Origin of the sequence: Candidatus Bodocaedibacter vickermanii (assembly GCF_014896945.1) — a bacterium.
GTDB classification, from domain to species: domain Bacteria; phylum Pseudomonadota; class Alphaproteobacteria; order UBA6184; family UBA6184; genus Bodonicaedibacter; species Bodonicaedibacter vickermanii.
In genome coordinates this window covers 721,095-738,910 of the sequence record NZ_CP054719.1, presented here as the reverse complement: position 1 = coordinate 738,910, position 17,816 = coordinate 721,095, and the positions used below count along the sequence as shown (strand labels likewise).

The 17,816-nt window shown below is 39.5% G+C and carries 18 protein-coding genes; 15 read left to right on the top strand and 3 right to left on the bottom strand.

Features of this window, described 5'->3' with window-relative positions:
- Positions 1–16: 16 nt before the first annotated feature.
- The 3 genes from CPBP_RS03395 (at position 17) to tnpA (ending at position 1,893) form a co-directional block, all read left to right on the top strand.
- Positions 17–472 carry a DUF6622 family protein gene (locus tag CPBP_RS03395; protein ID WP_350331464.1) on the top strand — a complete coding sequence of 152 codons (456 nt, stop codon included), beginning with the start codon at positions 17–19 and terminating at the stop codon, positions 470–472.
- 83 nt (positions 473–555) lie between these two features.
- On the top strand, positions 556–1,296 hold the full coding sequence (gene fabG / locus CPBP_RS03390; RefSeq protein WP_350331463.1) for a 3-oxoacyl-[acyl-carrier-protein] reductase: 741 nt from the start codon (positions 556–558) through the stop codon (positions 1,294–1,296).
- Positions 1,297–1,455: 159 nt separating this feature from the next.
- The gene (gene tnpA / locus CPBP_RS03385; RefSeq protein ID WP_350331445.1) at positions 1,456–1,893 is read left to right on the top strand and encodes an IS200/IS605 family transposase; all 438 of its coding nucleotides are present in this window, start codon (positions 1,456–1,458) and stop codon (positions 1,891–1,893) included.
- Positions 1,894–1,930: 37 nt separating this feature from the next.
- Here tnpA and CPBP_RS03380 read toward each other — a convergent pair whose 3' ends face one another.
- Positions 1,931–2,302: a TfoX/Sxy family protein gene (locus CPBP_RS03380; RefSeq protein WP_350331462.1), complete on the bottom strand. Its 372-nt coding sequence runs from the start codon at positions 2,300–2,302 to the stop codon at positions 1,931–1,933.
- Between the two features lie 255 nt (positions 2,303–2,557).
- Positions 2,558–2,839, bottom strand: coding sequence for a SemiSWEET family transporter (locus CPBP_RS03375; RefSeq protein WP_350331461.1), 282 nt, complete (start codon positions 2,837–2,839; stop codon positions 2,558–2,560).
- A gap of 180 nt (positions 2,840–3,019) precedes the next feature.
- Between CPBP_RS03375 and CPBP_RS03370 the strand changes: the two genes are divergently transcribed.
- The 3 genes from CPBP_RS03370 (at position 3,020) to CPBP_RS03360 (ending at position 5,290) form a co-directional block, all read left to right on the top strand.
- A complete protein-coding gene (locus CPBP_RS03370; protein WP_350331460.1) occupies positions 3,020–3,442 on the top strand; it encodes a hypothetical protein in 423 nt (140 codons plus the stop codon).
- A gap of 54 nt (positions 3,443–3,496) precedes the next feature.
- Complete coding sequence (locus tag CPBP_RS03365; protein WP_350331459.1) at positions 3,497–4,036, top strand: hypothetical protein; 540 nt, start codon at positions 3,497–3,499, stop codon at positions 4,034–4,036.
- A 267-nt stretch (positions 4,037–4,303) separates the two neighbouring features.
- On the top strand, positions 4,304–5,290 hold the full coding sequence (locus CPBP_RS03360) for a hypothetical protein (protein WP_350331458.1): 987 nt from the start codon (positions 4,304–4,306) through the stop codon (positions 5,288–5,290).
- Here the strand turns inward: CPBP_RS03360 and polA are convergent.
- The gene (polA, locus tag CPBP_RS03355; RefSeq protein WP_350331457.1) at positions 5,287–8,028 is read right to left on the bottom strand and encodes a DNA polymerase I; all 2,742 of its coding nucleotides are present in this window, start codon (positions 8,026–8,028) and stop codon (positions 5,287–5,289) included. The two genes, CPBP_RS03360 and polA, sit on opposite strands and share 4 nt — an antisense overlap.
- 175 nt (positions 8,029–8,203) lie before the next feature.
- On the opposite strand from polA, the gene CPBP_RS03350 reads away from it, so the two are divergent.
- From CPBP_RS03350 to CPBP_RS03310, 9 genes are all read left to right on the top strand, one after another.
- Complete coding sequence (locus CPBP_RS03350) at positions 8,204–9,193, top strand: hypothetical protein (RefSeq protein ID WP_350331456.1); 990 nt, start codon at positions 8,204–8,206, stop codon at positions 9,191–9,193.
- Positions 9,194–9,630: 437 nt separating this feature from the next.
- Complete coding sequence (locus CPBP_RS03345) at positions 9,631–10,014, top strand: ElaB/YgaM/YqjD family protein (protein WP_350331455.1); 384 nt, start codon at positions 9,631–9,633, stop codon at positions 10,012–10,014.
- Positions 10,011–10,475, top strand: coding sequence for a hypothetical protein (locus CPBP_RS03340; protein ID WP_350331454.1), 465 nt, complete (start codon positions 10,011–10,013; stop codon positions 10,473–10,475). The genes CPBP_RS03345 and CPBP_RS03340 overlap by 4 nt, the downstream gene beginning before the upstream one ends.
- Positions 10,476–10,512: 37 nt before the next feature.
- Positions 10,513–10,899: an outer membrane protein assembly factor BamE domain-containing protein gene (gene bamE, locus CPBP_RS03335; protein ID WP_350331453.1), complete on the top strand. Its 387-nt coding sequence runs from the start codon at positions 10,513–10,515 to the stop codon at positions 10,897–10,899.
- Positions 10,900–10,934: 35 nt separating this feature from the next.
- Complete coding sequence (locus CPBP_RS03330) at positions 10,935–11,396, top strand: DUF2383 domain-containing protein (protein WP_350331452.1); 462 nt, start codon at positions 10,935–10,937, stop codon at positions 11,394–11,396.
- Positions 11,397–11,436: 40 nt separating this feature from the next.
- The gene (locus tag CPBP_RS03325; RefSeq protein ID WP_350331451.1) at positions 11,437–12,129 is read left to right on the top strand and encodes a hypothetical protein; all 693 of its coding nucleotides are present in this window, start codon (positions 11,437–11,439) and stop codon (positions 12,127–12,129) included.
- A gap of 210 nt (positions 12,130–12,339) precedes the next feature.
- Positions 12,340–13,155 (top strand): CAF17-like 4Fe-4S cluster assembly/insertion protein YgfZ, encoded by an 816-nt coding sequence (gene ygfZ / locus CPBP_RS03320; protein ID WP_350331450.1) that lies wholly within the window; start codon positions 12,340–12,342, stop codon positions 13,153–13,155.
- A 68-nt stretch (positions 13,156–13,223) separates the two neighbouring features.
- Complete coding sequence (locus CPBP_RS03315; protein WP_350331449.1) at positions 13,224–14,252, top strand: class I SAM-dependent methyltransferase; 1,029 nt, start codon at positions 13,224–13,226, stop codon at positions 14,250–14,252.
- An 880-nt stretch (positions 14,253–15,132) separates the two neighbouring features.
- Positions 15,133–17,769: a valine--tRNA ligase gene (locus CPBP_RS03310; protein WP_350331448.1), complete on the top strand. Its 2,637-nt coding sequence runs from the start codon at positions 15,133–15,135 to the stop codon at positions 17,767–17,769.
- Positions 17,770–17,816: the final 47 nt, after the last annotated feature.

Below are 17,816 nucleotides of genomic sequence, written 5' to 3'. Positions count from 1 at the left end.
AGTTAATGTTAATATGATGGCTATCATCACAGGAACCCCCATTTGGGTATGGGGGATTTTGGCTTACATAGTGTATGTTGGAATCCAAGCTATTAAAGAACGGATAGTGTCTATTTCAAAGCTATTTATCATTCCCATAATTTTGATAGCCTTAAGATATAACGTCTTCTTGTCAGACTATGCAGCATTATGCGGTTTTAGTATATGTGGTGGTACAGGTTTAGGTTTCTGGGTTACGACAAAGAACTCAGGAATTATATTGAAAGAAATTAGCAGCGTTAAGTTGCCAGGGTCTTATATAACCTTGGTTTTCTTATTATCGTTTTTCTTATTGAAGTATGTGTTTGGGTATCTATCTTCAGCTCACAATCCCATCGCCGTAGAATACGCAAGTGTCGACGTTATAGTAAGCTCAGTATTGACAGGGTATTTCCTAGACCGGGGACTTTATTACGTGTCTCGTTTAAGATAGTTACCCCTCTATCAAATTAGCTAACCTCTAGATAAATTCTACAGATTGTTGTAAATTACCCTAAATTAAGTAAGGAAATTATCATGTTTAGATTAGATGGAAAAAAGGCCTTAGTAACTGGGGCAACGGGCGGAATTGGAAAAGCGATTTGTCATTTTTTAATCAATCAAGGTGCATTCGTCGTGATGAGCGGTACGACATTGTCTAAGTTAGAAGCGTTACAAGCAGAACTGCCACAAGGGCAAACAGCAATAATGCCATGTGATTTAAGCGATGCCGATTCAGTGAATGCATTGTTTGATCGTGCTGAACATGATCATGAACAAATCGATATTTTGGTGAATAACGCAGGTATTACAAAAGATGGTTTGGCGATGCGTATGAAAGACGACGACTGGGAACAAGTTCTGTCTGTAAACTTAAGCTCTGCCTTTCGTTTGTGTCGTGCGGCAGTAAAGGCAATGATGAAGCGTCGTTATGGTCGCATTGTGAATATTTCATCGGTGGTTGGAGCCATGGGAAATCCGGGTCAAGTAAACTATGTGGCATCTAAGGCAGGATTAATTGGTTTAACAAAATCATTGGCAGCAGAAGTTGCAAGTCGCAGTGTTACCGTAAACGCTGTGGCGCCTGGTTTTATTCAAACAGCAATGACTGATGCATTGAATGACCAACAAAAAGAACGCATTCTATCTGGAATCCCGATGTCGAAAATGGGTCAACCCGAAGACATTGCATCTGCGGTTGCGTTTTTAGCTAGTGACGAAGCAAGCTATATTACGGGGCATACGCTGCACGTAAATGGCGGGATGTATATGGGGTAGTTTATAGTCCCCTTTATGGTTAAAACCTTCGCCTTCCAGGCGAAAAAGACTTCAGTCCTTGGTAAAGGAAAAGAGGCGAGGTATTGAAAAAAAGGAGTAAATATGATACCCTAGCTTAGTCTTCAAGCGCTAGCGCTTGAGAAACGCGACGGGTATCATATGACAGATTATAGCAAAACCAGCCACACCGTATTTTACCATAGATATCACTTAGTATGGATCACCAAGTATCGTAAACGAGTTCTAAGTGGTGAATTAAGATTACGAGTGCGTGAGGTGATCGCACAGGTTGCTGATGAACTGGGTGTTAAGGTTTGCAATGGCGTGTTGTCAGCAGATCATGTGCATATTTTTGTAGAAATACCTCCCCACGTATCGGTCAGTGAATTTGTAAAAATAGCAAAGGGACGATCGTCAAGAAAGATTCAGCAGGAGTTTCCTAATATCAAGAAAGAATATTGGGGAAGACACTTCTGGGGGCGAGGGTTCTTTAGTTCAACGAGCGGCAATGTTACTGATGACATCATTAATGCCTACATCAACAATCATACGGACTCTTTCCAGTCAAATAACCTTTCTAATATCTCTTTAGAGTAGTCAGAGACTTCCAGTCTGTAATTACAACCTACCAGCTTCAGCTGGTAGTGGTTGAGACTATCCGTTTCGTACGCTTGGGTGGATTTTTTGCTTTAGCTGCTAGTGCAGAATGATAGGCAGTTTCCACCCATTTTTCTAATAGTATTGGATCGTTGAATATAGTTTGCGGGACGTGCCAGTAAGACATTTTTACTGGACGTCGCTGCCCTTCATACACAAATGGGTACGAATCAAACGATTGATACAAAGGTTCAGTAGCAGGAATGCTTTTGAAATATACTTCGTCTTCATCCATTAATGCGATAATAATGCCATTTTTGTAAATTCCATAACCGCCAAACATGCGTCGTGCAGTAATATCCCCAAATGGAGATAGTGCGTTGATAACATTATTAATTGTAAAAATCATGATAGTTCCTGCGTTCACTACATTAATATACCTAACCTCGAATTGTTTTTCAAAAAATCTTTAAAGTGTTCAAAGTATTAACGATTGCTTGGGTTTGTGCGTAACATACTCCGAAAGTATCTAGACTAGACGCAGTGTATGTATAATCGATAACAACTATACCCGGATGAAAGCAGTGGCAGGGTCATCAAGATTTCTGTGGTCAGATGGATCCCAGTACGAGCGCGGAATTTAATCTAAATTTGATATTTGTGACTAACTATATATCCACATTCCTAATAGCACCAAGAGCACACCGAATACACCCACGACATTGGATATAGTTATAGGACGCACATTTCGAGAGTATCCGTATAAAATCCAACACGTTACGGAAAGAAGAGCAATTAGTTGACTTAAAAGTGAAACGGCATAAGCTGATTTTAAAGAAAAGATTTTATACGCTTGTATGTAGGGACATGTTTGTCCAAGAATGCCTATAAAAATTGTCGTTTTTTCAAACCAATCTTTCTTTAATACGTTTAAGATAGTATGCATGGTGACCTCCTTTACAAAATAATAGGTAAATCGTGCTTTAGTTAAGGAATTTTTATTATTGATGAGGTGTATAATTATGCGCTATTTCTTAAATAAGGTAACATTATTCAAAGATTTTGAAAACTTTTATTGACTTAGCGAGGGATGCTTCTGTATTCAAAATATGAAACGAGATGTTTGATGAGAAAAATAATTATCATAATATGCTTTGCCTTAACGGGGATATTTGGAGATGTGCAGGGAGCCGCAGTATACTCTGTTGGAAATTTTGCTGAAGTTTCTGAATCGACCCGCAATTTATTTGAGGGATATATTCGATGTGGGTCATTGCTAAAGCCCCTTGTTCCGACATCGAAAACACCATTGTTAATTGCGATTAACACTATCGCAACCTATTCAAGAGATATAGAAGCAAAAGTTAAACAAGTTAAAGCTTTATGGGGTAAGTTAGGAGATATTTTGGGTGGATCGTTTTCTGATGAGTGTCGCATTGCTAATCCAACGCTTAATTTGTCGTTTGAAAAAGCCTGTGAAATTTTAGAACTGCTTCGCATTGACTTAGCAGTTTGGCTTGCAGAATATGGGGCATTTCCGCCAGGGTAATTAATAGTTTAATAATTTATTTTAATATAGTGAAAAAAACATTTTAGGTGTGTGATGAAAAAAATATTAGCTTTTCTGGTTGTTGTTGGGCATGTGTTAACAACAGTATATGGTGCTGATGTGGAAAACGAAAGATCTACTTTTCCTGCATCTGAAATTGATAGTTTAACAGATGAATTTCGAGCACTTCAATCAACGGTTCAAACTCTGCAAGATCAAGTAATAGAACATGAAAATACAGCAGGTCTAAGCACTCCGCCATTGTTTTGTTGGAAATTTATTGGTGATTCTAGAGTAGCGAAAGTTGGTGAAATAAGAGACATGCAATCAAAAATAGCATATATTCAGAATACCCATGATACAATCAGCGATGAAACAACAAAAGCTGAGTTGGCAGTACAGTTGACAAACCTAATGACGACATTTGAAGATGAGATGGAAAAAAAGTCTCGATATGAATCTGCAGTAAAAAAACTGCTGTTTTTGAACGCTGAATTGAATGCGTATTCAATTCAAATATATCGTATTGCACAAAAAACGAGCAAACTTCTGCCGCCGCAATCATCCTTGCCAGCATCACGTTGGCGGGTCTAACCTAACGGATCCAGCCGCAGGTTGTCTGCACGTTGCCTAAGTCTAATCAACACTTAAGCTAAAAAGTAAGAAAAAACATTTTCTGATGAATGTCGTATTGCTAATCCAACGCTTAATTTGTCATTTGAAAAAGCCTGCGAAATTTTAGAACTGCTTCGCATTGACTTGGCAGTTTGGCTTGAAGAATATGGGGCATTTTCGCCAGAGTAATTAATAGTTTATTAACTTCCTACCCAATATTATTGAGAAAATAATATTGGGTGTGTGATGAAAAAAATATTAACTTTAGTGGTTGTGTGTGGACACATGTTAACGACAGTATGTGGTGCTGATACCAGGGATGAAAGATCAGCGCTTAGTGTGTCTGAGCTGTGCGTCTTAACAGCGGAGCTTCGCGAAATTCAATCAACGGTTCAAACTCTGCATGATCAAGTAATAGCACATGAAAGAACCGCCGGTCTCAGTAACCCACCCATTTTTTGTTTGATGTTTACTGGGGATCCTAAGGTAGAGAATGTTGTGCAAATAAAAGCAGTGCAATCACAAATAGAATACATTCAGGATACTCATGATAGCATCAACGATGAAACAACAAAAGCAGATTTAGCAAGTCGTCTAGTAGAACTGAGAGCAGCCTTTGATAGCGAAATGGAAAAAAAGTATCAATATGAAGCTGCAGTGGCAGAGCTATTGCGTTTGAAAGCTAATCTGGATGCATGTGCAACACGAATGCAGGAAATTCAACAAAATGTTGTTGGTCGCATGCCTCAACAAGCTGAGCAGGTTAGTATGATTGTCGCAAAAGAATTTTTCGCAAAAGTTTCTAATGTAACAAGCGCAAGTATAGTTAAGTACGAAAAGGAGTTAGGCATTCATAATCCTCCAGAATTTTGCATGCAATATGTGTGCGATGTGAATGTAGTAAATGAATACGCAGTGCAACAAGTTCGGAAAGAGCATGAAACTTTCGTAAGAAATTTACAGGATCAAATTGCCATTTCTAGTGAAGACGATAAAGCTGATCTAGCGATGATCTTAAAACGTAGCCAGAAAAATTTTGAGGATAAGTTAGCTAAAGTTTCTGAGTATAAAGCAGCCGTTACTAAGCTAAGAACATTTCAAGAAACTATGAATGCTAAGACGATTGCTTTAGTAACTAGCATGCATGCTGAAGTAGCAAGATTAGCATCGAATCCAGAAGTCTTGAAACTATTGTGTGATACCAAGTTACAAGAGTTGGAACAAGTAAACTAATGTGCGTCTGCCCAATTGTCGGCGACACCGCAGTCTACCACAATAGGAACGCTGATTTTTGCAGCATTTTCCATAATTGATTTAATGAGAGGAACTTCTGACTCAACGGCTTGCTCTGGGATTTCAAAGATCAATTCGTCATGAACTTGCAATAACATTTTTGCAGACATCTTGTGTTTTGTGATTTGATCAAAAATTTGAATCATTGCTTTTTTGATAATGTCCGCATTGGAGCCTTGAATCGGAGCATTAATGGCTTGACGCTCGGCATAGTTGCGCATTGAATAGTTGCGGTCTTCTAGTCCCCGAATATAAGCTTTGTGGTCCAGTAATGTTGTTACGTATCCATGAGCTCTGGCGTGTTGAATGGTGTTGTCCATATAGGCTTTAATCCCTGGATAGCGTTGGAAATAAGCATCGATATACGATTGAGCTTGTGATTTGGATACTCCTAACTGATTGGATAAACCAAAGGCGCTGATACCATAAATGATTCCAAAGTTAATGGCTTTTGCACTGCGACGTTGATCGGGGGTGATTTGATCAACGGGGATCCCCAACACATGAGATGCCGTTAATGTATGGATATCTTGATTGTGATGAAATGCTTCCTTTAATTCATGAATATCCGCGATATGAGCAAGTAATCGTAACTCAATTTGAGAATAGTCAAACGATACAATTTTATATCCCTGATCTGCGATGAAGGCTTTACGGATCAATCGTCCGGCCTCAGTACGAATTGGGATGTTTTGCAAGTTTGGATCCGAAGATGATAACCGCCCTGTTGTTGTAATGGTCAATCCAAAATTCGTATGAACGCGACCTGTTTTGGGGCTGATTTTTTCAGGCAGTAAACGCGTATAGGTGTTGATCAGTTTGTTATACTGGCGCCATGACAATAAGTGTTCTGCAATTTGGTGACCCTGAAATGCAAGGCTTTCAAGAACGTCGCTGTCGGTGCTGTAATGACCAGACTTTCCTTTTTTCTGATCGTTCGGCAAATTCAAGGTTTCGAACAAAATCTCTGACAATTGTTTGGGAGACCCTAAATTGAATTCCTGACCCGCTAATTGAAACACGTGGTGTTCTAATTGTTTACAGTTATTTTCAAAAGTTTCAGTCAATTGATTCAAGTAATCGATATCAATTTTAACACCTTCTAATTCCATAGCAATGATGACAGGAATTAATGGGCGATCTAATGAGTGATATAGCCCCGTGCACTTCTCATCCACAAGGCGTTTCTTTAACGTATCATGCAACATCAAGGTTATCCATGCATCTTCTGCGGCGTAGGTTGTCGCCGTATCGATGGATACATAGTCAAACGTGGGTTCTTTTCGATTCAGTCTTGGTGCTGTTGCAATAGCTTCTTTGTACGACACCATTGAATAGTTGAAATATTTTAAGGCTAGCTCATCCAATCCATGATTGTTGCGCCCCATGTCTAAAGTGTACGACATTACAATGGTGTCAGAAATTGTAGAATCTAGGGGGAGGGTGTGATTCGCTAATACTTCCGCATCAAATTTAATATTATGCCCGATCTTTAAGATTCCAGAATTTTGTAAGATGGGTAATAAAATAGGGCGAATGTCATCAAGAGACAGCTGATCTGGAATGCGAACGCCCTCAGCATTTTTGTGATGGATAGGGATATAGACTCCGCCCTCAGTATTCCATGCTAATGAAATACCTATAAGGTTGCAGGTGCTGGTGCTTAATCCATCGGTTTCGGTGTCGATGGCAACGTATCCCAAAGATTGAATCGCTGTTATGGCGTGTTGTAAATCATCAAGCGTTTGAATGCAGGTAAAGCTTCCTTTTAATGTAGATGCCTCTGCGATAATGTGTGGAGTAGCTTGATTCTCAAAGAAATTAAGGGCTCTTGATTTTAAGCGATGAAAGCCTTGTTCCGTAATAAAGTTTATGACTTTGCTATAATCCATTTGTTTAGGTTTTAAGTCTTGATAGGGGACGATCACGGGAACATCCGCTTTTAATAAGACAAGTTGTTTTGATAAACGTGCAGCATCTGCATGTGTTTGAATCAGTTCACGTCGTTTAACTTGCGGAATCGTGTGAGCATTTTTCAATAAGGCTTCAAGATCGCCATACGTTGTAATTAATTCAGAGGCTGTCTTTGGACCAATGCCTGGGATACCAGGGACGTTGTCTGTGGAATCTCCCATAAGTGCTTGAACGTCTGCGACTTTTTCAGGTAAGACTCCAAATTTTTTTGCAACGTCTTCATGCGTTAGAACGCGATTTTTAATAGGGTCAATAAGCTCTACATCAGAATTCATTAACTGCATCAAATCTTTATCACCCGATACGACCGTTACCTTATATCCATCCTGTGCGGCTTGATGAGCATAGGTTGCGATTAGATCATCGGCTTCATAGCCTTCCATCTCAATCGATGGAACATCAAAGGTTTTACAAACATCGCGAATCAACGAAAACTGAGGAATAAGTTCTGGAGGTGGGGATGCGCGATTTGCTTTGTAATCAGGGTAAAGTTCATGGCGAAAGTTGTGGCGTTTTGCATCAAAGATCACCGCCCACAAATCATGCTTATGCGTTTCAATCAAGTTCATTAGCATTGACGTAAATCCAAATACTGCACCCACTGGCGTACCATCAGGACGTGACAGAGGTGGGAGCGCATAAAATGCCCTGAAAATAAATCCCGATCCATCAATTAAGCAGAGTGTTTTTTGAGTGTCTGTCATGAGTGCGCCTTGATTGTTTCTGTCCTTTTATAAACGATTTTAATCGGGATAGGAAGTGAAAGACGCCTTTGGAAAAAAGCAATACAAGAAATTATTAATAAAATGTTATTTTTTTTGACAATCTTTCTTGACTTGTTGCAAAAAAATCACTATAAGAATCGGCAGGGAGATTCAAATGAGATTATGTTTATTAGCAAGTATTGCTACATTGTCTGTGGTTTTCGCAGATTCACAAAGCTCATTTTTGATAGAAACAGACACGGTTAGTTCGTTTTTACGACCAGATACGTGTGATCATTTTTCAGAGGCTGTGATGCCACACGCATCGTATCAAAATGAAGATGTAGCACAGTTACACCCTTTAGAAGAAGCTGCTGCTGTTGAGACCGAACAGATGAGTAAGTCTTTGATTACCAACCCTCCCAAAGAAAGTTGGTGGGCTTATAGCAAGCGTTTAGCTTGGAGAGTCGGGGGTGTCGCGTATCAATATTTAAGATCGAACCGATTAACAGGTGTTGAAAGTGGTTCGTGTCAATCTTGGACATCTTTAACTAAGTTAAAGAATATTGGGGAAAATTGGCGTGTGAATAGTAAGCAGCATTTTTTGCTTGGAAAAAACGGCGAAAGTGTTATTTCAACACCTCCTCAGATTGAGACCCTTTCTATGGGGTTTGAAAGTGCTACTTTACGCGGTATGCTTAAACAGGCAAATACGCTTCAAAGAGAAACTAAGACTCAAAAGGTATATTTACCTTTAAACCTTTATTTAACAAATTATGTGTCGGGTGAAAAAATCATACATCGCGTTACGTTGGAGGCTGTTTATAATGATGCAGGAATTGCAACATCTGTAAAAATTCTAGATCCTCAAACAGCATTAAGTGGAGGGTATTTATCCGATGCACGTGCTTTGTGTGAAGAAGCGTTTGCAGGATTAAAATCCAAAAACTTAACAACAGAATACAACCCAGTTGGTATCCAAATGCCAGGAACTGGAAACTGTCAGAAGATGGCTGCTTACATAGCTGTTGCATTAGGAGAGGGTCAAGCCGTAGAAGATTTAACTTTAAATAAAGCGAACACTTTTTGTACTGAATTGCATGTTGCATCAGAAAAGTCTTCTTCTAAATCAAGCTTTTTGGGAAGCTTTCCAAGATTGTGGTAAAATCCAATCCTTCTTGAAAAAACACCTAGATCATCGACTAGGTGTTTTTTTTCTTCATTACTTTATTTGAGAGCCAAATTTGTTACAAATATCACACATTTTATTGAAGGTTAAAAATTTTTTTTACTATAAATATAGTATAAAACTTTGCTCTATAGGGTAGTTTTCTAAACTTTTGATATACAATAAGGCTGTCCAAATGATTTTTGAAATCGTCCTTTATGTATAAAGAATAGTTAATCATTTCTTTTTGTCTTTTTCGTATTAAGCTATTTTTATGTTGTGTTTATATATAAATATTCAAGAATTTTTGAATCCTTTTATAATCGAAAAGCCACGAAAAAAGCCATTGAATCACATTTTTAGATGATGTATGTCTAAAATTAGCAAGAAAAAATAATCCTATTTTCTCTTCTTTATGAGAAAGGAGATTCATCATGAAAAAATCTACTAACTCACCAAATCGCCCTCAGAAAAATATTGAGGCTGAATATCACACCTTTGGGGAAGAATTTGCAAACCTTAACAAGGACTTGCAAACAATTCTGCAGCATGCAAAAAGTGCTGGGGCTGATCTTTCTAAAGATGCAGGCCGAGAAGTTTGGTCTCAAATAGAAAACATCGCGTCTAGAGCTTCTGATATTAATAAATGGATCAGCAGTTCTGCGAGTGACTTTTTGAATCACAAGTATGAGCTAACAAAGGAGAAGGCTCAGCAATATGCAAGTGATTTAGAAAGTACTGTAAAAGAGCACCCCATACAAAGTCTTGCAGTTTCGTTTGGGATCGGTCTTTTATTTTCTTGGGCGTTACGGAGATGACGCTCTTCTCAGTAGCAATTCCTGCTATAAAAGGATACCTAGATGCTAAGGGAAGTGCCTTTGCGTCCGGGTGGTGTCGCAGCAGTCAAAAAATGGGAACAGTTCTTTTTTGGCTAATTACTGTGATGGGAGTCTTTTTTGCTCTTAGTGGTCTGTATGAGTATTTCAACACCATCTATACACCTGTTTACGCAAAGGGGTATATGGCGGGTGCGTGTTTTACTTTATCGATTGGAGGATGGGTGTTAACCTTGATTGTTCAAGGCATCATATCTTTCTTTCAAAAATCTAAGACACCAACTGTAAGCTCGGATTCTCTTGAAGAGCAAGCTAAACATCTTGTTAAAGTAATCCAAACTGATGGAACTAACTTAGTTAAGCAGCATCCATTCGCTGCCATACTAATCGGTCTTTCGGTTGGTTTATTATCTGGCATGGTGCCGTTTTCTAAACAAAAGTAATTCGATGTTTATTAACTAGCAAAAAAAGGAGGCTAAAATGAAAATATTATCTTCATGTGTTATAGCGTTAACGTTACTTGGGTGTGTCACAAAAACTGGCAATATGGAATTAGAACGAACTACGCCAGGGTCTTTGGATGCAGTTATCAAACGTCATGTTACCACCGCAACTGATATTAGAAACTATTTAGGTAGTCCGTTGCGAGTGGAGCATAATTCCAGCGGTCATGAAGTGTGGACATATGTGTTCCGAAAAACAGATGTAAAGGCTAGAACATTCGTGCCCATAGCTAATCTGTTTTCTTCAGAAGTGGATACGAGCGAAAAAACATTAGTGATTACGTTTGATTCAAATAAGTATGTATCTAATTATAGTATTTCTGAAACAGTTCAGAAAAATAAAGCGGGTATCTTGGAGCAATAATATTGGGATTAATTTAAAAGCTTAGGAGACGCACAATGACAAATAATTTAGAAAACTTAAAGGAAAGCTTGGATGTTTTGATTTCCATTGCTCAGTTGGATATTGATGATGCTCATGCTTATGATCAAGCAATTTCCAACTTAGGAGATGAAGAGATTAAAGCTAAGTTTACCCTTTTTAAATCTGATCATGAGCGGCATATTTTGGAGCTTTCAAAGCTTATTAAAGAGCTTGAAGGAAAGCCACCAGAGTATTCCAGAGATTTTAAAGGATATCTTATCAGTGGTTATACCGCCGTGCGTAGCATGATGGGAACTAAAGGAGCATTGGAAGCAATGCAAACCAATGAAAAGATGACAGTTAAACGTTATGAGGAAGCCTTACAAAATAATCTTAATCCTATGGCTAGAGAGTTATTAACAAAAAATCTTCAAGAGGAAAGACTTCATTTGAAGTTTATAGAAAACGCATTATCCAGTGAGATCTGGAAAAAATAAACAAGTAATTCAATCTATTATATATAACAGGAGACGTATTATGAGACATTACAATAGAATATTAAGTTTAACAACAGCGATGGTGCTTGCCTTAGGTTCTTCGGAAATATGTGCGGCTAAACCCGCAACAAACAATGCAAGAACTCCGTGGAATGGTTTTTTTGTGGGCGGATTATTGGGTGGTAAAATAATCAGTGGTAAAGGATCCATTACTGTTAATGCTGACGGTACGGATGTTTCAAGTCCGAAAGATGAAATTGTCTTTCCATTGCCATCACATACTTTGACATTAGGGTTTAATTCAGAGTTTGGATATAATTCCACCATATCTTTTGGATGTGATTTTGATTATGGGGTATTGCCAACGGTAAAGCTTTCCTATGGATATCTTGTAACGCCTTTGGACAGAATTTCTGTCGGGATCGGGGCGAGTGTACCATTAATGTCAACAGCGCTTTCCGCACCCAAAGGGCTTGAGATAAGCAGTTTGTTCGGACTTACACCATCTATTTCTTACGAACGTGCATTGGGACAAGGAGCCTTTTTTCAAGCTCAGTTAAATTATAATTATTTGAGCATTAAAGGAGATAATTTGGAGAAAGATTTCAAGTTCCCTGTGTCAGTAAAACGTTTCATTCGTGATTATTGGGAAAAAGAAGTCAACGCCGTTAAAAGTGTGGATGCATCTGCTCACGGTGTAACGTTAAGCTTAGGTTTTGGATACACGTTCTAAACTAATTATGAGCGCGAACGATCTTGAGTAAAGTTGTTCGCGCTTTTTCTTATCTTATTGATTTGCTTGGATAGCATTAAAGTCGAGTGGTCGTAATTTTTGAGCTTAGAGCAAGTTATTATGCATCATGTGTTCTAAATTCAAAAAACACTTTGAATATCCTTGCAATTTGATTATCTTAAACAGCGCGTACAATCAGTGGGTTAATGAATGTTTATAGACCATAATCGTAAGGTATTTTATATTTCTGGCAATGATCGATATCGTTTTCTGAACGGCTTGATCACCCAAGATATGGGAGTGTTAGAAAAATCGAATCATCAAGCGATATATACGGCTTTATTAAGTCCAAATGGTCGTTATCAATTTGATTTCTTTGTCGTTAACCTTGGTGATACATTGATGATTGTTGCACACGATGCGGATGCGTTGCTGAAACGTATTCAACCTTATAAGTTAAGGTTAGATGTTGCTTTTAAAACAGCTGCGGATGATTGTCATGTATATGGTAGCTTGCAACCCTTTGAAACGTTTGAAGAATTATCGTTTCAAGATCCCCGACATCCAGAGCTTGGGTATTGGTTGGTGACGTCTGAAGCTGTGCAAGCAACGAATCATTTTAACGAATATCGGCACAACAGATTTCATTTGGCTGTTCCAGACAGCGAGGATTTCGAGAAGGATCGATCCATCATTTTAGAATGGGGATTTGAGGAGTTGAATGGCATCTCGTTTACCAAAGGTTGTTACATGGGGCAGGAGTTGATGTCGCGTACAAAACATGTAGGTCAGGTTCGAAAACGCATATTGCCGGTTCAATTTGACGAAACACATGGTGCGATTAATGTCGGTGATGCGGTTATGTATCAAGGTCAAACTGTGGGTGAGATTAAAGCAGTGCATGGTTATCTAGCCTTGGCGATGTTGCGACTTGATATGATTCCTATCCATGAACAATCAACAGTGCCTGTAGGCGTTAATCATGATAGGGCAATAGTGTACAAGCCTGATTGGGTTTGTTTATAACATTTTAATAATTGTCTTTATTTTTTCTAAAGACTTCTGTAAAACTTGGATAATTTTTAGGAGTCAAGATGAAGAAAATATTTTTACAGATTGTTATTTGTTTTAATTTAATATCAGGAATTCAAGCGTCCAGTGATGTTGATGGGCTAGAACAGGGTGGTGAAAAATATCCAGCTGCGTTAAAAGAATTGCATAGAGCAATGCAGGCAGGACCTTTCCACATTGAGCCTGTTGCACCAACAGGAGAGTTAAGAGGGTTTACGTTTCCAGGGTTTGATGGAACGCTATATAAGTTCTTTGAAAAAAGAGAGTTTGTAGTAGGACAACCTTGTCATGTGCTGGACTATGGGTGTGGTCCAGGCCGATGGGCTGCTAATGCGATTTTGCAAGCAGAGATGGATAAAGGTAGTTTAAATATAATCGCAATTGATCCGTTTATGCAGCCAGAACATGCCGAGTATTATAATAACGCATGGTCAACTTATGTTCGTGATAATGGATCAAGCCATGGATCTTTGTCAGTAAGTCAAGGATGGTTAAGAGATGTTCAAAGTGTAAGCGCGCTTAAGTTTAATGGCATTTTGGTGCGAGATGCCATTCATTTGTTTTCTGATGCGCAAGTGACAGAGCTGTTCCAATTGGGTGCGAGGTTAACAGAAGAAAATGGAAGCATTGTGATGCATGCAACGCCCCCCTTTGCAACGATGCTTTGGGATCCAAGAGTGCAGATATTTTTTATAACTCATGGGCTAACACCTCCTAATTTTGGAGAAATCTTGTTTAATGAGGATAACTATCAATCGTATACAGAGGTTTCTGCTCAGCATTTTCCAGGAGTGCTTGGACAAATGCAGACAAAAAGTGTTTGCTTGCCGGCTATTCGAAATGTAGCGGAAGCTAATGGATGGTGGTTGCAGGCAATACAGGTGGGCACGACAGCGATGACTCATACAAAGCCATTAACAGAAGAACAGTTGTCTACCTTTATTTTAGCCCAAATAATGAAACTGAAACCCAAACCGGAAGAGTATACCTTAGATTACAGGTCCTTGGATCCTGGAGTTATTTTACGATTTAAGAAAAAGCCGACGGCTTAGCTGGTTAAAGCTGTAAATAAATCCCGCAGGCAGCATGATGCTGACAACCTGCGGTTGCATCCACCAGCGTGACGCCAACCTGCGGTTGGATCCATTAGGTTAGGTTGGGTGTGGCAGCATGATGCTGCACCCATTAAGTTAGATTGAAAGTGATTTGAGATATGAGAAAATTGTGAGAATTTTGACCCATTTCGGGCGCAGGAGGGGTAAGGGTGAAAAATGATTTTGATGATTTTTGAGTGAGTAGTGGTTTAGTTCCTTGTTTATGTTTTGAAAATGCTGTGTTTATGCAGTTTTCAAAGTTAAGTTATTTGTTTAAGTATTTAATTATTTAGTTTGTTTTTTAAACCGAGAGAATCCCCAGTAACCCGCACGTGCAAAAAGAACCCCATTTCTTACACGAATGGGGAAAGGCGGACTTTATTGATAGGCACAAAGTCGTGTTTTACGAGCCCGTCGACTCTAGGGGTTGTTTACAGGGCTCGTGACTACTGATCGGGTAGTGGAGCGCCTGTACTGGGGATTCAGTTCGGCATGTCTATGTCTTTCAATAAAAGTTCAGATACTTTTTCTGAAAGTTTCAAAGACGTAGAACGAAAAAAAGCTACCCACCTGTTTAGTGGATAGCCTTTTCGCAATTCTAGCTATTAGTATACACAGTGAGTTCGAAAAGTCAATATATTTTTGAAGGATGATGGTGTTTTTTGTAATCCGTATCAGATCTGATCTGACCTAATGGGTGCAGCATCATGCTGCCGTGATTGGTTATTTTTGTCTCAAGCCAGGTGATGAACCTATATAAAAAATCCAAGCTATTTCTGGATGGATTATTTTATGGTATAACAAATTCAAATTATATACGTCTAACACAGGAAATAGAATGTCAGTACTTTCACAAAATTATCAGCATCAATCTGCTCAGGAAAAATTGTATGAAGAATGGATGAGAAAAGGATTGTTTGCATGTAATCCTAAAAGCGGAAAAGAGCCGTTTACGATTATGATGCCGCCACCCAATGTGACGGGAAATTTACATTTGGGACATGCGTTAACCTACACGATTCAGGATGTGTTGTTGCGATATCAGAAGATGAAAGGCAAGGATACTTTATACCAACCTGGTACGGATCATGCAGGAATTGCGACGCAAATGTTGGTGGAACGTCAGTTGAATTCTGAAGGAATTAATCGCCATGAATTGGGACGTGAAAAATTCCTGAATCATGTGTGGACGTGGAAAGAAAAGTACGGCAGTGCCATTGTTGATCAACAAAAAAAGATGGGGATCACTGCGGATTGGGATCGTTCTAGATTCACAATGGATGCGGGATTGTCGGATGCGGTTCGTAAAGTGTTTATTGATTTGTACACTCAAAAACTGATTTACCGCGACAAGCGTTTGGTGAATTGGGATTGCAAACTACTGACCGCGGTTTCGGATTTAGAAGTTGAAGAAAAAGAAACAAACGGCAAGATGTATTATTTGCGGTATCCGTTGGTGTCTGACGCAACTCAATATATTGTGGTGGGAACGACTCGACCTGAAACGTTGTTTGGAGACGTTGCAGTTGCTGTGCATCCGGATGACGAACGTTATCAAGATCTGATTGGTCAGCGTATTCGTGTTCCATTAAATGGTCGAGAGATTCCAATTGTTGCAGACGAATATCCTGATCCTGAAAAAGGAACTGGGGCGGTAAAGATTACTCCTGCTCATGATTTTAATGACTTTGAAGTGAGTGAGCGTCATGGTCTGGAAAAGATTAATGTGATGGATATTCATGGAAAAATGAATGAAAACTGTCCAGTTGAATACCAAGGATTGGATCGATTTGAAGCACGCAAGAAAGCCGTTGAGGCTATGGAGGCGCTTGAGTGTTTAGATAGAATCGAAGATTACAAGCAATTGATTCCTCATGGGGATCGTTCTGGAACACCACTGGAACCACGGTTGACGGATCAGTGGTTTGTGGATGCCGCTGTTCTTGCAAAACGTGCATTGGAGGCCGTTGAAACAGGTGAGACGGTGTTTGTTCCCGATAACTGGAAACATACGTATTTTGAGTGGTTGCGGAATATTCGCCCATGGTGTATTTCTCGCCAGATTTGGTGGGGTCATCGCATCCCTGCTTGGTATGGTCCTGATGGACATGTGTTCGTTGCAGACTCTGCAGAGGTTGCGCATATTGAGGCTAAAGATCATTACGGTCATGCGGTTGAGTTGGCTCAGGATGATGATGTGTTGGATACGTGGTTTTCATCAGCTTTGTGGCCATTTTCAACGTTAGGTTGGCCAGAACAAACGCCAGAGTTGGATACTTATTATAGTACTGATGTATTGGTGACAGGGTTTGATATCATTTTCTTTTGGGTTGCCCGAATGATGATGATGGGGTTGCACTTTATGGGGAAGGTTCCATTTAAAGTTGTTTACATCCACCCATTGATTCGTGATGAAAAAGGGCAAAAAATGTCCAAGACAAAAGGTAACGTGATTGATCCATTGGTTGTGATTGAACAATACGGTGCGGATGCGTTGCGACTGACACTAAGCAGTTTAGCGGTTCATGGGCGTGATGTGCGAATGTCCATGGATAAGGTTGAAAGTTCCAGAAACTTTGTGACGAAATTATGGAATGCGGCAAAGTATGCGCAGATGCATAATGTCGAATTAGTTCCAGGATTTAACCCGGCCAGTGATGCAAAACTAACCGTGAATCGCTGGATTGGTGGAGCGTTAGAGGTGACCACAAAAGACGTGACAGCGGCATTGGATGAATACCGTTTGCATGATGCAGCTAACCTTTTATATGCGGCGGTTCGCAACCTGTTTTGTGATTGGTATATTGAATTTACAAAGCCGATTCTAAATGGTCAAGATGAGATTACAAAGTCAGAAACGCGTGCCACAATGGCATGGGCGTTAAAGCGATTGTTGACCGTATTGCAGCCGATGATGCCGTTTGTGACGGATGAGATTTGGGCTGCATTTAAACCAGAAGGATCGGCTGAATTTCTGTTAGAGCATGTATGGCCGATTTCTGAAAATCCGGATATGTCAGCGGTTTCGGAAATGAATTGGGTGATTGAATCGATCACTGCGATTCGTGCAGCAAGGGCGGAGCTGAACGTTCCTGTTGCAACGTTTGTTCAAACCAGCGTATCAATGGATGATAAACTTGAACAAGATTATTTGAACCGTAATCAATCCTTGGTTGAACGTTTGGCGCGAATTACGTTGACGGACTCTGTTTCAAAACCGTTGAATGTGATTGCTGGAAAGACAGTGTTTCAATTGAACATTCGCGATGTGATTGATTTGGAAGCTGAACATGCGCGATTGCAAAAGGAAAAAGCAAAAGTATTGGCTGATTTGAAAGTGGTAACCGGCAAGTTGTCGAATGCTGATTTTGTGGCAAGAGCGCCCCAAGAAATCATTGATGAAAATAAACAGCGTGAAGTTGACTTTAATGAACGGCTTCAAAAAATTGACGCATCGTTGGCACAGTTAGCATAAAATATTTAGCCCCCAAGTTGGGGGCTTTTGTTTATAAGCTGTGGAAA